Origin of the sequence: Methylomicrobium lacus LW14, assembly GCF_000527095.1 — a bacterium.
GTDB classification, from domain to species: Bacteria; Pseudomonadota; Gammaproteobacteria; order Methylococcales; family Methylomonadaceae; genus Methylomicrobium; species Methylomicrobium lacus.
In genome coordinates, this window is sequence record NZ_AZUN01000001.1 from 419,533 (window position 1) to 436,964 (window position 17,432).

Genomic DNA, 17,432 nt, shown 5'->3' on the forward strand with positions numbered 1-17,432 from the left:
TAAGAATCGGGGGATCGCGAGCGACAGGGTTACTCTCTCTTCTTTGGGCATTAGAAATTAGAGCTGCCGGCCGGACAAAAGCGTGAAATTCTTGACACTCTATATTATTTCCAAATAAGAAACAATAAATTTAATAATTGCGCTATTGTAAGCAATTTTAAAGCCTACTATAGTAGCACCGTCACAGATTTTTTCTCTGTTTCATTGGGCAGTGCCTCCTCAAATTTATTCGCTGCCCGATCTTTGAACCCCTCCCCGACATAATAGAGTCGGGGAGGGGTTTTTTTTGCCTGCTAGACCGAATCCGGCGCCGTGTTTTCGGCCTGGGCCTGTTTCCAGAGCAAGTCCTCGATCCCGCACTGGGGCGCAAAGCCCGAGACCGTGCCGAGCAAAATCTCCCGGATGTGTTCGGGATCGTCAAGCTGCGCCGCCTGGTCCAGGCGTTCCAGGCGCAGGGATAAATCGGGCCACGGAATCACGTGTTCCTCGGCGCGCATGATGCGGGGGTGACTGGTTTCGCTCACATGATCGCCGATCAGCAATTCTTCGTAAAGCTTCTCGCCGGGCCTGAGGCCGCTAAAACGGATTTCGATTTCGCCGTCAGGATGTTCCGGGTCCTGGATTTCGAGGCCGCTCAGATGAATCATCCGTTTGGCCAGGTCGAGGATGCGGACCGGATCGCCCATATCCAGCACGAAGACATCGCCGCCGCTGCCCATCGCGCCGGCTTGGATCACCAGTTGCGCGGCTTCCGGAATGGTCATGAAATAGCGGATGATATTCGGATCGGTCACCGTGACCGGACCGCCGCGTTTGATCTGTTCCCTGAACAACGGCACGACCGAACCGGACGAGCCGAGCACATTGCCGAAGCGCACCATCGTGAAACGGGTGCGGCGCCGGTGTTCAGGTATGGCGCTGAAGGCCTGCAGGATCAGCTCCGCAAAGCGTTTGCTGGCGCCCATCGTGTTGGTCGGGCGGACGGCCTTGTCGGTCGATATCAGCACGAAGGTTTCGACTTCGGCCTGGATGGCGGCTTCCGCAGTGCGCAGGGTGCCGAACACATTGTTGCGGATCGCCGCGACCGGATTGTGTTCGACGATCGGCACATGCTTGTAGGCCGCCGCATGGTAGATCGTCTGCACCTTGAAGGTCTCGCAGACTTTGCGTAGACGCGGCGCGTCGGTCACCGAACCTAGAATCGCGTAAATCGCCGGTTTTTCCGCCGAAGGCAAACGGGAGGCCCATAACTGCAATTCCTGTTCGATCGCATACAAGGCATATTCGCTCAATTCGAACAGGACCAGCGCGGACGGCCTCAAAGCGACGATCTGCCGGCACAATTCGGAGCCGATCGAGCCGCCCGCGCCGGTCACCATCACCGCCTTGCCGGTGATATTCGCATGCAGCAGGGCCGGATCGGGCGCGACCGGATCGCGGCCCAGCAGGTCTTCAATCTCGACTTCCCGGAGCGTGTCGAAAGTGATCTTGCCTCCGGCGATTTCGGAAAGGTTCGGCATCGACAATACCTGTACCGCATAAGGCTCGAGCAAGCGGATCAGCTCGCTTTTGCGCGCGTGCTTGGCGGACGGGATCGCCAGCAGGACACTCGCAACCTCATAGCGATCGATCAGATAACTCAGGGACGAAAACGGATAGATCCTGAGGCCGTTGATCTTGTGTTTGTTCAGCGCAGGATCGTCATCGATGAAAGCGACCGGCTGAAACTCGCGGCCGAGCGCCAAGGCCGAGGCCAATTGCACGCCGCCGCTGCCGGCGCCGTAAATGAGCACTTTTTTCTTCGGATGCGTGGCAGGATTGTGGCCGCCGCTGAGCCGGATATACGTGTCGCCGAGCCACCAACGCGCAAAAAAACGGCTGCCGCCGACCAGCAGCATCATGATCAGCCAGTTCAGGAACGGTACGGTGCGCGGCAGATTACGGATGCCGCTCTCATAAAAAATAAAGGGCAGAAAATAAATCACCGCAAACGCACAGGCATAGAGCGTGACCGCCTGCATGATCGTCCATAACGCCTTGATTTCGATATAGCGGATGATGGCCCGGTACAGGCCTAGGCGGATGAAAATCGGCACGGCCAGGGCCGGCGCGACCGCGATCAAGGCCCATTCGATGTTCCTCGGCACGAACAGGGCGCCCCAGCGCAGCGAGAAGGCGGACCATAAGGCGAGCATCGTAAATACGATGTCCGCCCCGATTAGAATCAGGGCTTTTCGGGGCCTGGACTGCCCGATAAACCAACGCGCCAGCCGTGGTTTCATGCGCGATCTTCCGTGCCGCCCGCGTTGAACTTGATCGCGGTCAAAAGCAGCGGCAGATAGGCCAGGGCGAGGCCCAGGATGCCGTTCAGCAAGCCGAGGCCGATCGAGACCGCCAGCGGCAACAGCCAGAACAGATTGACCGCGCCGACGAACAGCGTCACCGGCCTGTGCGAACCGAAACGGCGCGCGGCGAACTGGTAGGCATGGCTCCGGTGCGCTTCGTGCAGTTTTTCGCCGCGCCGAAAGCGTTGCAGCAAAGTCAAGGTCGCATCGACGATGAACACGCCGAGCAGGCATAGCCAGCTCCAGAACAGATTCGGGTTAAGCCAGGCGGCCTGGATCGAGATCAAGCCTAAAATGATCCCCAAAAAACCGCTACCCGCATCGCCCATGAAAATCTTCGCGGGCGGAAAGTTCCAGATCAAAAAGCCGGCGACGGCGGCCGCGAGCAATGCCGGCTCCAACCATACACTCTCATTGCCGAACAACAGGAACAATAGAACGCCGCCCAGACAAGTCGTGATCGCTTCGATGCCGGCGATGCCGTCGATGCCGTCCATGAAGTTATAAAGATTCAGCAGCCAGACCAGATAGAAGAGGCCGAAAATATGGCCGATCCAGCCGAGATCGACGGCCTGGCCGAACAGGGGCAGGGGCGGAAAGCCGCCGAGCCAATACAGGCCCCAGCCGGCGCCGATGAAATGCGCCAATAGCCGCCAGCCGGCGGGGATATGGCGGTGATCGTCCAGGAAGCCGACCACGGCGACCCAGGCGCCGGCGCCGAACAGCGCCAAACCCTGTTTTGGCGTCAACAAGCCGAGCGCGAACAGCGCCCCCAGGCTGACCAAGAACACTACCACGATCGCCATGCCGCCGCCGCGCGGGGTTGGCAGCGTATGCGAACTGCGCTGGTTCGGTACGTCGATCATATTCGAGATCAGCGCATAACGGCGGATCAGGCCGGTGAACAGGCACGCGGCCGCCAAAGCCGCCAGGAGTAAACCGCCAGTCTGCATCACTTTCGGGTTTCCAAATAATATTGAGCGGCTCTGCGCAAGGCCTGATCGACACCGACCGGAGGCTGCCAGGCAAGCCGCTCACGAGTTTTGCCAATATCCACCTGCAATGAACCGCAAAGCTTTTGGATCGCCGCGGTTTTGCCGAGGCAGCGCGCGGCGAAATTCAATACGCCCGGCGGCACCGGCAAAAGACGCGCACGTTTGCCGAGCGCGGCCGCGGTTTTGCTCAAGAGTTCAGGCGTCGAGAGGTCCTCGCCATCGCTGGCCAGAAAAGTCTGATTCGCGGCGCCGGGGTGATCGATGCAGGCGAGGATCAGGTCGACCAGGTTATCGACCGCGACCAGGCTGCGCCGGTTTTGAATCGAAGCCAAGGGCAGCGGAATGCCTTTGTCGAGCCAGCGCATCATGCTGAAAAAATTGCCTTTCACTCCAGGGCCGTAAACCAGGGGAGGGCGGATGATCACAAATTCCATCGTGGAATTCAAACAGAGTTCGCGCAAGCCGTCTTCGGCTTCGCGTTTGGAAATGCCGTAGGCGTCTTCGGGGACAGGTGTGTCGTCTGCGCGGTAAGGCCGTCCGGGGGCTGTCGCCTCGCCGTTCACCTTGATCGAGCTGATAAAAATGAAGCGTTTGACGCCGGCCTCTAGCGCCTGCCTGGCCAGATTCAGCGAGCCTTCGACATTGGCCTTGCGGAATTCGGCGAGCGGGTCGGCCGCGGTGTCCTGCATCACATGAACCCGCGCGGCGAGATGCACGACCGCGTCGATGCCCTGCAAGGCGGTGCTCCAGTCGGCAAGCGCGGCAAGATCGCCGGTTTCGATCCAGTCGGCGCCTTGCGGCCGGCCGAGTCCCGCCAAACGCCGCACCGCGGCGCGGACGGAAAATTTTTGTTCGGCCTTTAAACGCTCGACCAAGGCGCTGCCGACGAAGCCGTTGGCGCCGGTGACCAGAATATTCAAGTGGCGGTTATCGGACAAGCTCATGCCTTCGACCAGACCGTGCGATTGACATAGCCGGTGTAGCTCAGCACGACCCGGACAATTTGCTTGGAGACTTCGCCGGCCTGATAGTCGGGAATCTCCGGAATCACTCGGCGCGTCCTGTCATGCTGGCCGGTCACGACACGGACCGCATCCAGCACGTTATCCTGCTTCAGGCCGCACATCACCAGCGTGCCGACATCCATGCCTTCCGGCCGTTCATGGGTATGACGTATCGTGACCGCGGGCAGATTCAGCAAGGATGCTTCCTCGGTGATCGTGCCGCTGTCGGACACCACGCAAAATGCGGCCATTTGCAGACGGATGTAGTCTAGAAAGCCGAACGGCTTCAGATAGCGGATCAACGGATGCGAGAGGGATTCGCCGAGCGCTTCGAGGCGTTTCCGGGTACGCGGATGTGTCGAGACGATCACCGGAAATTGATACTGCTCGGCCAAGGCGCGCAGGGTTTCCAGAAGGTCGCGTAAATTTTCCGGGCTGTCGACGTTTTCTTCCCGGTGCGCGCTGACGATGAAGAAGCGGCCTTCCTGCAAGTGCTCCCTGGCCAGCACGTCGGATGCGAGTATCTTCGGCTGGTAATAATCCAGCACTTCCTGCATGTGCGAGCCGGTCTTGATGATCGTCTCGGGACGGATGCCCTCGGCGATCAGATAGCGGCGGGCATGCTCGGTCAATACCATATTGATGTCGCTCAGATGATCGAGTACCTTGCGGTTCAGTTCCTCCGGTACGCGCTGATCGAAGCAGCGGTTGCCCGCTTCCATGTGGAAGACCGGTATCTTGCGCCGTTTCGCCGCGATCACGGCCAGGCAGGTGTTGGTGTCGCCGTACAGCAACAGGGCGTCGGGCATTTCCTTCGCGAACACCTCATCGGCCTTCGCGATCACGTCGGCGATCGCTTGCGCAGCGGTTTCGCCGGTAACGCCGAGGAAATAATCGGGCTTCCGAATTTCGAGGTCGTCGAAAAACACCTGATTCAACTCATAGTCGTAATTCTGCCCGGAATGCACCAGGATATGCTGCGTGTAGAGGTCGAGTTCGGCAATCACCCGGCTCATCTTGATCAGCTCCGGGCGCGTGCCGATCAGGGTCATCACTTTAAGCATGGAGTTCGTTCCTGATGTAATCGAGCGTCAACAGCAGGTTTTTGATCTGGGCGACGTTAAGACGATGGGTATTGTGCGAGGTATAGTCGTCCACCTCCGAGATATGCGTCTCGCCTTCGACGAAATATTTGTTGTAGTTCAGGTCGCGGTTGTCCGCCGGAATGCGATAGTAGCGCTCCATGTCCTCGGCCTTGGCCATTTCCTCGCGCGAGATCAGCGATTCGTACAGTTTTTCGCCGTGGCGGGTGCCGATCACCTTGACCGGCGAGGAACTGTTGAACAGTTCTTTCAGGGCCTCGGCCAAATCCGCGACGGTCGATGCCGGCGCTTTCTGTACGAAAATGTCGCCCTGCTCAGCATGCTCGAACGCATGCAGGACCAGATCGACCGAGTCTTCCAGCGACATCAGGAAACGGGTCATGTTCGGGTCGGTCACGGTGATCGGCTCATTTTTTTTGATCTGGCTGATGAACAGCGGGATCACCGAGCCGCGCGAGGCCATCACGTTGCCGTAGCGGGTCGCGCAGACGACCGTGCCGGTTTCTGGAATCATCCTGGAGCGCGCGACCATGATCTTCTCGGCCATCGCCTTCGAGATGCCCATCGCGTTGATCGGATACACCGCCTTGTCGGTGCTCAGCACGACCACCCGGCGCACGCCGTTCGCGATCGCCGCGTTCAACACGTTCTCGGTGCCGATCACGTTGGTCTTGACCGCTTCCATCGGATAAAACTCGCAGGACGGCACCTGTTTCAGCGCCGCCGCGTGAAAAATATAATCGACGCCGGTCATAGCCTCGGAAACGCTGGCATAGTCGCGGACATCGCCGATGTAAAACTTGACCTTGTCGTTCGCCAGCGCGATACGCATGTCTTCCTGTTTTTTTTCATCGCGGCTGAATATGCGGATCTCCCGGACAGCGGTGTCCAGAAAACGCTTCAACACCGTATGCCCGAACGAGCCGGTGCCGCCGGTAATCATTAATACTTTATCATCAAACATCGGCGCGCTCGGCAAACTCCTTCATTTAAAATTTTTCATCATCAAAATCAATTCCGGCCACGAGGGCGGCGCATAGCCGGTGGCTTGGCGGAAACGCGTCGAGTCCAGCGAACGGTCGATAGCAACCTGTTCGTCCGGAATAATCGCTATCGTTTTTTGATAGGCTTCGGCAACGAGTTTCAGCAGCGAGCATTTGTCGATCGGCGCGGCCGAAACATGATACAGGCCCGAAAGCTCCGGATTCGGCAGCACAAAGGCGCGTATTATCCGGGCCAGCTCGACGGTCGGCAAGCCGGAAAAGATGGCTTTTTGATAGCCCTTCACGCTGCCTTCTTGCGACAGAAACCAGTCGACCAGACCAACCTGGCTTGACAACTCGTGGCCGATGATCGACGTGCGCAGGGTTACCGCATTCGGCGCACCGTGGATTTCGCCGATGTATTTGGATTTGCCGTACAGGTCTTCCGCATCGGAAGGGTCGGTTTCCAGATACATCCCCTTGCTGCCGGAGAAGACGCAGTCGGTGCTGACGTGAATCAGGCGCGCGCCGGATAAGGCGCACAGCTTCGCCAGCCGGTGCGGCAGCATCGCATTGATCGGCAGCGCCGCCAGCGGGTCCTGTGCATCCGTAAGCTGCTTGATCAGGCCGATGCAGTTGATCACGACGTCGGGGCGGACTTTTTCAAAGGCGCCGACCAGCGTATCGAAATCGAGCACATTGATATGGGCGATCAGGTTTGGCTGCAATGCGTCCGCAAAAAAACGTTTGCCGCCGGCATTCTGCACAGTTCCCCAGACCTGCAATTCGGGGGCGTCCGACAAGTAGCGGAAAACCGCGTTGCCGAGCATGCCGGTTGCGCCGAGCACCAGGACTTTCAGGCTCATTTTGCGGTTTCTCCTATTCTGGCGGTCAAAATATCGATCAATCGCTGTGTTTGTGCGGTCATTTCGAAATGTTCAAGAAAATAGGCGCGTCCTTTACGGCCCATTACATCACGTTCGGCTTTGCTCATTGTATAGAGCTTTTCGATGCAAGCGGCCAAGGCCTCCGCATCTTCGGCCGGGGAGCAGAGCCCGGCGCCGGCTTCCTCGATGACCTTCGCGCCTTCGCCGTCGAGGGACGCAATGATCGGCTTGCCGGCTGCGAGATAAGCCTGAATCTTGCTCGGGATCACGAAAGCAAAAATCTCCTCGCGCTTCAGCGTCACCAGTAAGCCTTGGGCGCGGCTGAAAATCGGCGGCATCGCTTTCGGCGGGAAGCGGCCCGCCAGCAGCAAATTATCCAGCGCTTTCTCGGCTTTTTGCCGTTCCAGCCAGGATTGCATGCTGCCGCTGCCGACCACGATCAGCTTCACGTCCGGAAGATGCCGTAACCGTTCCGCGGCTCCGGCCAGCGTATCGAGCGCCTGCGCGGTGCCGAGGTTGCCCGCGAAGACCAGGCAAAAATGCGCATCGAGCGTATCGAGCAGGCTTTGAGGCACAAGCGCGGCGTCGCCGGGCGTTGCGTTTTTATCTTCAAACGAATTCGGATAATAAACGATTTTGTCTTCTCGTGCATAATGCGCGACCGCTTTGATGAAAGCGCGCGACTGCACCAGGAGAGTGTCCGAGCCCGCATAAATGCCTTTGACCATCCAGCCGATCAGCTTCAGCAACAAGGGATTCCGGATAAAGCCGGTGGCGCTGACGCTCTCCGGCCATAGATCCTGTACCCAGATGGCCAAGTGCGCGCGTTTGAGCCATTTCAACACGAGCGCCGGAATCGCCTGGGTGATCGGCGAAATCGCAAACACCAGGATCGCATCGAAGGACTTGCCGCGCAGGAGCCAGGGCGCATAAATCATCCCGGACAACACGAACGACAGATAATTGGCCGCGAGGCGCAGGCCGCCGCCTTTGCCGCGCGGCAGCAGCGGCATGCGGATCACCTCGATCGCGTCGGCGTAGCGTTCGCGCTGAATGCCAGACCAGCGATAACCTTCGTATATCGCGCCCTGCGGATAATTGGGCTTGCCGGTCAGCACGGTCACGTGATGGCCCAAGGCATGGAGGTGCCGCGCCAGATCGTTGATGATAAATGATTCGGGGGCGAAATACTGACTAACAATCAGGATTTTCATGGCTTAGCCGGATAAGAATCGTTTCCATTTAAAATCATATGCTGGTCGCCGCTCTTGGGCATCGCTTCAGTCATGGCTATTATTGTGCCTGAACTAGAGCGCGATGGATGAATTCCCGGGCGTTTTGCAGCGGCAAGGGGTTTTCCTCGATTCCTAAAAACCGCTTCACGGCGCGTGCGATCGAGGTGGGCGAATGCGGGTCGAACGTCTGCTCCGGATCGAGCACGTCGCGCACATAGTCCAATTCCGGGGCCAGCACCGGCAGGCCGGCCTGTCTGGCTTCGATCAGGGGCAAGCCGAGGGACTCGAACGAGGAGGGATAGATCAGCGCTTGCGTCTCCCGGTAAAGTCGTTTGACGCCTTGATGGGGCAGGCTGCCCTGGTTCTCGATGCGCAATTTATGGGCGCTTTTTTGTTGATTGATCCAATGGATTAACGGCAGCGTCGTCTTTTCATCCAGAGTCAGGCACAGCGTCGGGAATAGCCCTTCCGAAGCCAGTAAACTCCATGCCTGAACGAGCGTCTTGTGGTTTTTGTGCGGCTCTCCCGAAGCGACATACAGAAAATCGAAGCGATTCGTTGCGTGCGGATGCGAATCTTTGCCGGTGCGGCGATAACCTTCGCTCTCGCTCACGAAGGGGAAGATACGAATGGGTTTATTTTTCGCGATGCCCGATGAGCGCAAGGATCGCTGCATCGATGGCGTCTGCACGATAAAGGCTGTCACTTGTTCCGCTCGGGACGCCAGCCACAGCCTTTCCAGGCCGATTTTCAGCCGTGTTTTGCAGGAAAAATCGGCAAGGCTGAAGGGTTCTATCAGGTAGCGGTTTTGCAAAAACACCTGCACGCTTCCCGGCACGCGAAAGATCGGCGGCAAGTTGCCGAAACACAGCACCCGGTCGTCTGCCCGTGCATTTCTCGCCAGCCACCATTCGGCTTTCAAACGCTCCTGGATTGTCGGTTTGACCCAACGGGTGTTGATGTTGCCTGGAACCAGCTTGCGTTCCTGCAAACGGCTGTCAAGCGCAGCGACGACTTCCAAATCTTCCGGCAAGGCTTCGAGCAAGGGCAATAATAAGGTGAGTCCTCCTCCTTGGTGTACATTGATGGCATGAATGATTAATCTTCCGGAAGGCATGGGCTCAGTAAAGTTGCTGCGGCTTTGTAGGCCGAGAGTTCGTGCTCTCGACAGGATCGGACATCTTCGGGCGGCAGATTATATCATGATAGCTCGATGCATTATGCCCGGCTTTGGCGCGGCGGCAGACGGCTTGTGCGCCGGTTCCTGAGGCGCAAGGTCAGAGGCTTTTCGATCCAGACATGAAGCGCCGCCGAGGCGGCAAGGCACGCAAGCAAGATCGCTACATAAGTCAGCAGCGCCCCGGTCAAGCCAAGCTTTGGCAGTTTAAGCAAGACTGCAACTTTGCACAACACGCTGATGAGGGGGTAATGAATCAAATAAAGCGCGTAGGACGCGCTGCCGAGCAATTGCACCCACTTGTTGCCGAGCAGGGTCCAGCCCTTGTCTTCCGCCTGCACGAGCCCGAAAACGATCAGGCTGCAAGCCGCCCCATAAGGCAAGATTTCCCTATCGGTTAGCCAGACACTGCCCATCACGTGATGCGCGGCTACAAAGACAAACAACGCCGCGCCGATGCCGGCGCAGATCAGCGCCTTCGGCAGCGAAATCTTGTAGACAGCGCACGCTAGCGACACCGCCATGCCCATGATGAACAGCCACATGTAGTCCGACAGCAGGAATGACAAGGGGAATGCAAGATCCTGGGAGTCTCTGTAAAAAAAATACAGAGACGCAAAGGCAAGGATCAAGGCCACCCCGAAGAATCTGTGAATGATCACTAAGGCAAATGACGCATAAAACAACATTTCGTACTGCAGCGTCCAGGCGACGTTGAGGACGGGAGCGCCATTGATGCCCGACACATCGTTGTCCAGCGGAATCAACAGCAGCGCTTTGAGCAGCAGTAACGGATCATGCGGAACCGTGTTGCGAAGCGATGCGGAGGCCAGCGCGAGACAGAATACCGAGATAAAAATGATCCAGTAAGCCGGGTAGATGCGCACAAAGCGTTTTCGAACATAGCCGAGCAATTGCCGGGGCCGCGATATGTCGTTCCTGTGCGCATAAAAGATAATGAATCCGCTCAACACGAAAAAGAATTCGACGCCGGCTTTGCCAAATGCAAAGGGGATCGAGAAGGCGGCGATGCTGAAATATTTAGCGCTTGCGATCGCGGGGCCCAGATGGAAGAGCACGACGAATAGGGCTGCGATCGCTCGTCCTGCTTGCAGTGACTTGTACATGACGTCTCAATCTCCCAAAATGCGCTCAGCCGTGTTTATCCAGGCGGTGAAAAGTTTTCAAAATTGCGAACAGCACGGCCAAAAGGACCGCGATTTCGCCGGCTTTAATCGGCAGGATCAGCGCTGTTTCCTGCATGTACCATGGCAGATAGGCTCCCGCGAGCGCTGCGGCGCCGAGCAGGATAATCAGGAATGACCGCCACACCGGCCAGCGCATCGGATGTAAACGTTTGGCCATCGCGGAGGCGCACAACAAATACACGCAGGCGGAAAGCACGGAGACGGCAGCCATGCCGAAGACGCCGTAGCGCGGGACAACCCATGGGCTGACGATCAAGAGGGTCAGCACGGCCAGAAAGGAAACGGACAAAAGCCTTTTGGTGCCGGATTTGATGAAATAATAAACCGTGGCGACATACTGGTAGACGCCGTAAATGGCCTGACGCGTCAGTAGCAGAGGCACGATCGGCCAGGCGTCATAAAAATTTTTGCCCGCAAACAGAGTGATGACCGGTTCGGCCAGTAAGGAACCGATCACCGCAATGACCATGAACGCCGCGGTGACTAAATACATCTTCTTGCGCAGCAGCGAAAAGTCTTTTGCCTGCGCTGTTTCGAGCATCGCGAACATGCGGGGGCGCAATGCGGTCGTGAACGACGTCGTGATGATCGTCAACAGATTCGCAATCGAAGAGGCGACCGCATACAGGCCGGTGGTCTGTATGCCGGCGAAATAAGCCAGGAGGCTGCGTTCAATGGCCGGTAAAAACGCGCCGATCGAAAAATGCGGAACCAGCGGCAGTCCGTAAGCCAATGCCTGTTTGAGCTCGGTCTTATCCAGCCGGTGGGAAAATTTTCGCGTTAACGCAAACACCGCCCACATCGCGCCCAGCCAGTTTGCCGCCGCCAGGGCGAGCAGCACGCCGACGATGCCCAGTTTTAAGCCGACGACGAAGCCTAGATTTCCAAACAGGGTCACCGCCAGCACCACCGACATCAATTTGGCATACTCGGACAGTCGCGACTGCATTTTTAATGCCTCGCCATACACGCGGATGACCGGCAGGGTGACTGCGGCGCCGACGGTCAGCGTGATGACGATCGCCAGCGGCCGATCGAATTCGAAAAAACCGCGCCAGGCCAGGATGCCGGTCGCGGACATGATTGCCAGCGCAATGATCAGGATAAATTTGATCGGCGTCAGCAGCTCGATTTGCCAGGGTTGCTCCTGCGTTCTGTGGCTGAAAATGGACTGTACGACCGCCCGGCTAAAACCAAATTCCAGCACGGTTGCCGATCCCGTCACCATCGCGGTACATAAGGAAATCAAGCCGTAATCGGCGGCCGAAAGAAAATGGGTATGCACCGGCAGCAAAATAACCCAAATCAGTGACTGAGCGATGCCGACGATCGAGTAAACGCCGCCGGCTTTTAAAATTCCGCTGGTTTTCACGGCCGCATTTCAATCCGGATCGGTCTCGCCGAGGACGGCGAGAAATGCCTTAGCAGCAGACAAACGACAGCCAATGCGAAGCGTACGCCGGTTCTGGCTTTGCGGTAGCCATAGGCGGGCATTTTGCGCCCGGCCCAGTACACAAGCCGGCGCAGATGGATCGAGACGGCCGTGTCATTGTCAATTGCCTGCGGGGGGAAGCCGAAACTCTCCAGCCAGGGCCGCGTTAAATAAGGCGGCGAGCCGGGCGGCGTTGCACCTGCAAAATTAGGCGGAATGCCTGCGATATCAAAGCTTTGCCAAAAACTTTCGGGACGCTCGGCATAGCGATGGAGAAATTCAAAATCGATCATCCATAATTTACCGTCGGCATCGAAAATACAGTTGCCCGCATGCGCGTCGATCACCGCATAACCCGAGTCGTACAATTGCCTTAGCGCCGCAATGATCTGCCGGATTTTTTTGACCGGCACCAGTTTCCAGCCGGTCGGATCGTAGTGCGCCGCTTGCCGGATGAAAGGCAGGATCAGGGAATTGCCGTCGATCGACAGCGCCTTGGGGATCGCATCGACCGTCTCCGCCAGTTGGCTGTACGCGACTTTTTCCCGCTCCAGTCTGTCGCGATAGCGGGGGCGGTAAATTTTTTCGACGGCGGGAATGCCATGGTAATCGATCAGATAAACCTTCGCGTAAATGCCGGTCCGGGTCAGCTCTTGCAACACGGTATGCCGGCTGCTCACTTCACGTTCGCCTTCCGCGATCCGCTTTTCGATCCCTGCCAGTGCTTCCGGCCAGAGTTTTTCGAGGCAGAGGCGCGCAGCCTTTGCGTTCGCGGTTGAGCACAGCATGTCGCCTAATTTGCGGCCGGGAAACATGGTGCGGATCGCTCTTTGGCCATGATAGGCAAATAACAGCAGCCGGGCATTGTCGATGCCGGGATATAGATGCCGCTGGGTGAAGTCCGGCGAGTTGAGCGCCAAATCATAGGCGCCGATAATCAGGCCGATGCGGGCGCGCTTATCGGTGCAGAATGCGCTGTTCCACAGTCCCGGAGCCAGATGCTTCGCCAATTCTTCCGCTTCATGCGGGGCGGGGACTCTTTCAAATTCCGGATGCAGGCCGTATTGCTCCATCAGCGCGGTCAAAAATCCCGGCGGCAGCAAATTGAGGCCTTCTTCCGATACGGCAAATACGATGAGCGACATCGGCTTCCTAGCGGAGTTCGCTGGCGGCAAGTACGGGTTCCGGACCGGAGACCGAGCCGCCAAACGCCTGCAACGCCTGCCAATAAGGAGTGAATTCTGGATGTTGGTGCAGCAGTTCCGGCACCTGAGCTGGGCAGGCGATGGCGAGGTAATCCAGCGCTTCATACACATCGTCGCTGCAGTGCACCGCATTCGCCCAATGTCCGCAGCGCTTGTCGTCATTCAGATCCTGCCGGATCTGATGCTTCAACAAGGTGTGCGCATTGTTCACGAAAGGGTAGCGTTTTTTATATGTCTCGGAAACCGGCGCCGGCGCATGGTCAACCGCGACGATCAGCATGACCGGCAGGCCGCCGGGGTAGTTGTAAGGAAAGTCTTCGCTGCCCCATTCGCCGCCTCGAATCGACTCCTTGATCAGTTGCCGGTCGGCTTCGCCGATTTCGGCGACCGTGAATATTTCCAGCGGCAAGCGCTTGATTTTTTCGAGTATCGCCTCGATTTGTCCGCGCTGCGCCGCCGCTTCCCGGACCACAAACACCAGCAGGTCGGGCGCGATGGCTTGCTTCAGGCAAGGCGCCTCGATGCCGGCCTGAGGATTTTCGGCTAACAGCTTCCGCAGCGTATCGAACGGCGGCCGCCAACCGTTTGTGAACAAAAAGCCATCCAGCGCAGTGAAATTGATTTCGCCGTTAAAACCCGCCGCGGCGGCCAGTTCCTTGAGCTTAGCGACATACTTCGAGTTTTCGTGGCGCGGGTCGTTGCGCTCCGTAAACAAGGCCGCATCCATTTTGTGATACAGGGTATGGTAAGCGAGGCTCAAAAAATAATGCCTCGGGGAGGGCACGAAGATGCCGGCTTGCGAACGCTGCCGTTTGGCTAACACTTCGTAGGCCAAATGCGGCGGATAATACGGTAAATTTTTGTAGGTGAAGCCGTATTGGGCCGAGGCCGTATAAATGTCGAATGCGACTGCGGTGATGCGAGCGGTAAACAGGCCTTGCAGCAGATTCACATCGTCGTCGTGAATCAGCAGGTCAATATCGCCATCCTGCGGATTTTCGGGAAGCTTCTCGTGCCATCGCAAGACGACATAGCGCACGTTCCTTTGCTCCAGCATGCCGAAAAAATCCGCAAGGCTCAATTTTTCAGGCAGAAAATATCCCATCCCGCGCGGTATCGGGAGCCGGTCCAGAACGGGCGCCAACGGCGAAAACTTACCCAGCATCAAGTCAAGCCGGCGTAATACGCGCAGGAACAGGCGATAGCAGCGGATAAACAGGCGCACGCCCTTGTAGCCGATCAGGATGAATTGATTGGTAAATTTGATCATGGGTGAAAGGGGAATGGCTGCTCGGATAAGGCGATGGGACTGCAAGCCCTCAAAATTTGTTGCGCACAGACTCAAGGATTCATAGGCAGCGCTGGACGGCGCTGAGCAGGGCATGGTCGGAACTGCCCATCACGAAAAACTCCGGATTGTGCAAATCGGCTTTATTGTAACGCAGCGCTTCGCCGGACAACTCGCAGACCTTGCCGCCGGCCGCATTGACGACCGCATGCGCGGCAGCAGTGTCCCATTCCATCGTCGGGCCGAGGCGCGGATAGAAATGCGCACTGCTTTCGGCAACCAGGCAAAATTTTAACGAACTGCCCATGCTGATGCATTCGTGCGGCCCCAAATGGTCAAGCAGGGCGCTCGTGCGTCCATCGCGATGCGAGCGGCTGGCGACGATTTTCAAGCGTTCTTGTGCATTGCGAGGGCTGATGTGGATCTGCTCTGCGGGATTCTGTTTGCGTTCGACAAACGCGCCCTGGCCGACGGCGCCTGCATAGCAAACGTCCAAGGCGGGCGCGTGCACGACGCCCAGCACCGGCTGGCCGTGTTCGATCAGCGCAATGTTGACGGTGAATTCATCGTTATGTTTGATGAACTCTTTGGTGCCGTCGAGCGGGTCGACCAGCCAAAAACGTTGCCAGCCGGCGCGCTGTTCATACGGAATTGCCACGGACTCTTCTGATAGGACCGGAATGTCCGGCGTCAGCCGGGCCAATGCGCTGACGATGATTTGATTCGAAAGCAGGTCGGCTTCGGTTAATGGCGATTGATCGGGCTTTAAAACCACTTTGCCGGCAGGCTGGTTGTAGATGGTCATGATGCCTTGGCCGGCGGCTTTGGCAATTGCGATGATTTGGGTTAACAAGGGCTCAATCACGGAATATGGAATCTTCGGGTATTGAATAGCGTATAGGGGAACGCGGCAGTCAATCCAATAAAAATGCTCTGAATTTCAGAGATAGAGTCAAGTTCGGACAAGCCGTGAAGCAGCCGCCAAATATGGCGGGGAAACGCTTTGCGGGTTGCCTGCCTGAATACTAAAGGGCGTGATTATTGCATATTCCATACATTAAGGCGTATTTTTTTGGCCAAGCCTCGCCGCTTCTGCTGGTGGATTTTTCTCGGCCGGTTGAATTCTCCCGCAAATTTGGTTTTAACCTTCGGGACGGGTTAATATAAACAGCTAACGTTATCAGCGTATCCCCAAGCGCAGCAATGGGGACAATCATATCAAGGAGCCAGGGTGACAGTCAGAAGATTTAAAGGTAAACAGCCGGCGATCGGCGAGCGCGTCTATATCGACGACAATGCGACCGTGATCGGCGATGTGACGATCGGCGACGACGTTTCGATCTGGCCTGCGGTCGTGATTCGGGGCGATGTCGAAAGCATCAAAATCGGCGACGGCACCAATGTGCAGGACGGCTCGGTCTTGCATGTGACGCATTACGGCAAGTTCACGTCTCAGGGCTATCCGTTGACGATAGGCAAGGGAGTCACGATCGGGCATCGGGCGGTCGCGCATGCCTGCACGATCGGCAATTATTGCCTGGTCGGCATCGGCGCGATCATCATGGACGATGCGGTGCTGGAAGACTATGTGATGCTCGGCGCCGGCGCTCTGGTGCCGCCCGGCAAGCGGCTTGAGAGCGGCCATCTCTATGTCGGCGCGCCCGCCCAGAAAAAACGTCCGTTGACCGATGCCGAAAAAGAGTTTCTCGAATATTCCGCCGCGCATTATATGCATTTGAAGGATGAATATTTGCAGGACGCTGACCGGAACTGAGAGCGAATCGACAGTTTTTAGGCTATCCTTATGCGCTTGTACGGCAAAAATATCTTTGCGTACACAGCATCTGTATTTTTACCATTAACTGGAGATTTTGATTATGGCGTTAACAAAGAAAATGCTTTTATTGACCGGGCTGAGCTATGCCCTGGCCGCGCCACTGGCCGAGGCCGCACCTCCTTCCGTCGCCGGCACTACTTGGACGCTGGCCGGGAGTTTCAAGGGTAAAGTCGGCGTGAAATGTCAAGTCGGCCCCTCTTTCTCCGTGCCTATAAAGTCACCAAAGAAGGTGGTTCTTCCCGCCACGATCGCTTTCGAGGATGATGCTGAGATTCCTGGAGACACTGAAGGAACTTTCATCTGGACGGATGAGTATTTTCCACAAAAACAAGTCACCGGCCATTGGGAACAAAACAAGGGAAAATTGGAACTGTCGTTTGATCATTGGTACGACTCCCCGTTGGGAGCATTGGCGTTTGCATTTGCACAGGTTCCTGGAGGATTCGACTTTTCGCAAGACGGAGTCAGCGCCCATACGGACGCGTTTAATGTCACTAAGCTGACGGTTTCAGGCACAATCAATGGTAAAGGCAGTAAAATCAAAGTAGCCGAAAGTCTCGGTTTCACTTTTAATGCGTCGGCTGCGGGATACGGTGGCGCCAATAGTTGCAATTTCCAATTCAAAAGCCTGGGGCGTTCTTACAAAGGCGTTCCGTCGGCTTCCTAACAATCCCGCAAGAAAAATTGCCGGGCAGCCATGGGCAGCCCGGCGCATCTATCCGGCTTCATGTAG

General features: G+C 57.0%; 15 protein-coding genes. 2 read left to right on the plus strand and 13 right to left on the minus strand.

Translation table 11 applies throughout. The features are described from left to right. Positions 1–293 precede the first annotated feature (293 nt). The 13 genes from METLA_RS0101870 to cysQ form a co-directional block, all read right to left on the minus strand. Positions 294–2,282 carry a polysaccharide biosynthesis protein gene (locus METLA_RS0101870; protein WP_024296936.1) on the minus strand — a complete coding sequence of 663 codons (1,989 nt, stop codon included), beginning with the start codon at positions 2,280–2,282 and terminating at the stop codon, positions 294–296. Next, complete coding sequence (locus tag METLA_RS0101875) at positions 2,279–3,298, minus strand: MraY family glycosyltransferase (RefSeq protein ID WP_024296937.1); 1,020 nt, start codon at positions 3,296–3,298, stop codon at positions 2,279–2,281. Before METLA_RS0101875 ends, METLA_RS0101870 begins: the two co-directional genes overlap by 4 nt. Next, entirely contained in the window at positions 3,298–4,284 is a 987-nt protein-coding gene (locus tag METLA_RS0101880) for a UDP-glucose 4-epimerase family protein (protein ID WP_029646324.1), read from the minus strand. The genes METLA_RS0101875 and METLA_RS0101880 overlap by 1 nt, the downstream gene beginning before the upstream one ends. Beyond that, on the minus strand, positions 4,281–5,408 hold the full coding sequence (gene wecB / locus METLA_RS0101885; RefSeq protein WP_024296939.1) for a non-hydrolyzing UDP-N-acetylglucosamine 2-epimerase: 1,128 nt from the start codon (positions 5,406–5,408) through the stop codon (positions 4,281–4,283). The genes METLA_RS0101880 and wecB overlap by 4 nt, the downstream gene beginning before the upstream one ends. Beyond that, on the minus strand, positions 5,401–6,411 hold the full coding sequence (locus METLA_RS0101890) for a polysaccharide biosynthesis protein (protein ID WP_024296940.1): 1,011 nt from the start codon (positions 6,409–6,411) through the stop codon (positions 5,401–5,403). The genes wecB and METLA_RS0101890 overlap by 8 nt, the downstream gene beginning before the upstream one ends. Before the next feature lie 21 nt (positions 6,412–6,432). Then, positions 6,433–7,296 (minus strand): dTDP-4-dehydrorhamnose reductase family protein, encoded by an 864-nt coding sequence (locus METLA_RS0101895; RefSeq protein WP_198408436.1) that lies wholly within the window; start codon positions 7,294–7,296, stop codon positions 6,433–6,435. Further along, positions 7,293–8,531, minus strand: coding sequence for a glycosyltransferase family 4 protein (locus METLA_RS0101900; RefSeq protein WP_024296942.1), 1,239 nt, complete (start codon positions 8,529–8,531; stop codon positions 7,293–7,295). Before METLA_RS0101900 ends, METLA_RS0101895 begins: the two co-directional genes overlap by 4 nt. 79 nt (positions 8,532–8,610) lie before the next feature. After that, on the minus strand, positions 8,611–9,669 hold the full coding sequence (locus METLA_RS0101905) for a glycosyltransferase (protein ID WP_024296943.1): 1,059 nt from the start codon (positions 9,667–9,669) through the stop codon (positions 8,611–8,613). A gap of 101 nt (positions 9,670–9,770) precedes the next feature. Continuing rightward, the gene (locus tag METLA_RS0101910) at positions 9,771–10,856 is read right to left on the minus strand and encodes an acyltransferase family protein (RefSeq protein WP_024296944.1); all 1,086 of its coding nucleotides are present in this window, start codon (positions 10,854–10,856) and stop codon (positions 9,771–9,773) included. Between the two features lie 25 nt (positions 10,857–10,881). Beyond that, entirely contained in the window at positions 10,882–12,309 is a 1,428-nt protein-coding gene (locus METLA_RS0101915) for a lipopolysaccharide biosynthesis protein (RefSeq protein ID WP_024296945.1), read from the minus strand. Next, a complete protein-coding gene (locus METLA_RS0101920) occupies positions 12,306–13,514 on the minus strand; it encodes a protein kinase family protein (protein WP_024296946.1) in 1,209 nt (402 codons plus the stop codon). The genes METLA_RS0101915 and METLA_RS0101920 overlap by 4 nt, the downstream gene beginning before the upstream one ends. Before the next feature lie 7 nt (positions 13,515–13,521). Continuing rightward, a complete protein-coding gene (locus METLA_RS0101925; RefSeq protein WP_024296947.1) occupies positions 13,522–14,844 on the minus strand; it encodes a hypothetical protein in 1,323 nt (440 codons plus the stop codon). A gap of 79 nt (positions 14,845–14,923) precedes the next feature. Continuing rightward, on the minus strand, positions 14,924–15,727 hold the full coding sequence (gene cysQ / locus METLA_RS0101930) for a 3'(2'),5'-bisphosphate nucleotidase CysQ (protein WP_024296948.1): 804 nt from the start codon (positions 15,725–15,727) through the stop codon (positions 14,924–14,926). A gap of 366 nt (positions 15,728–16,093) precedes the next feature. On the opposite strand from cysQ, the gene METLA_RS0101935 reads away from it, so the two are divergent. Then, entirely contained in the window at positions 16,094–16,636 is a 543-nt protein-coding gene (locus METLA_RS0101935) for a gamma carbonic anhydrase family protein (protein ID WP_024296949.1), read from the plus strand. A gap of 103 nt (positions 16,637–16,739) precedes the next feature. Then, positions 16,740–17,366 (plus strand): hypothetical protein, encoded by a 627-nt coding sequence (locus METLA_RS0101940; RefSeq protein ID WP_024296950.1) that lies wholly within the window; start codon positions 16,740–16,742, stop codon positions 17,364–17,366. Positions 17,367–17,432 lie beyond the last annotated feature (66 nt).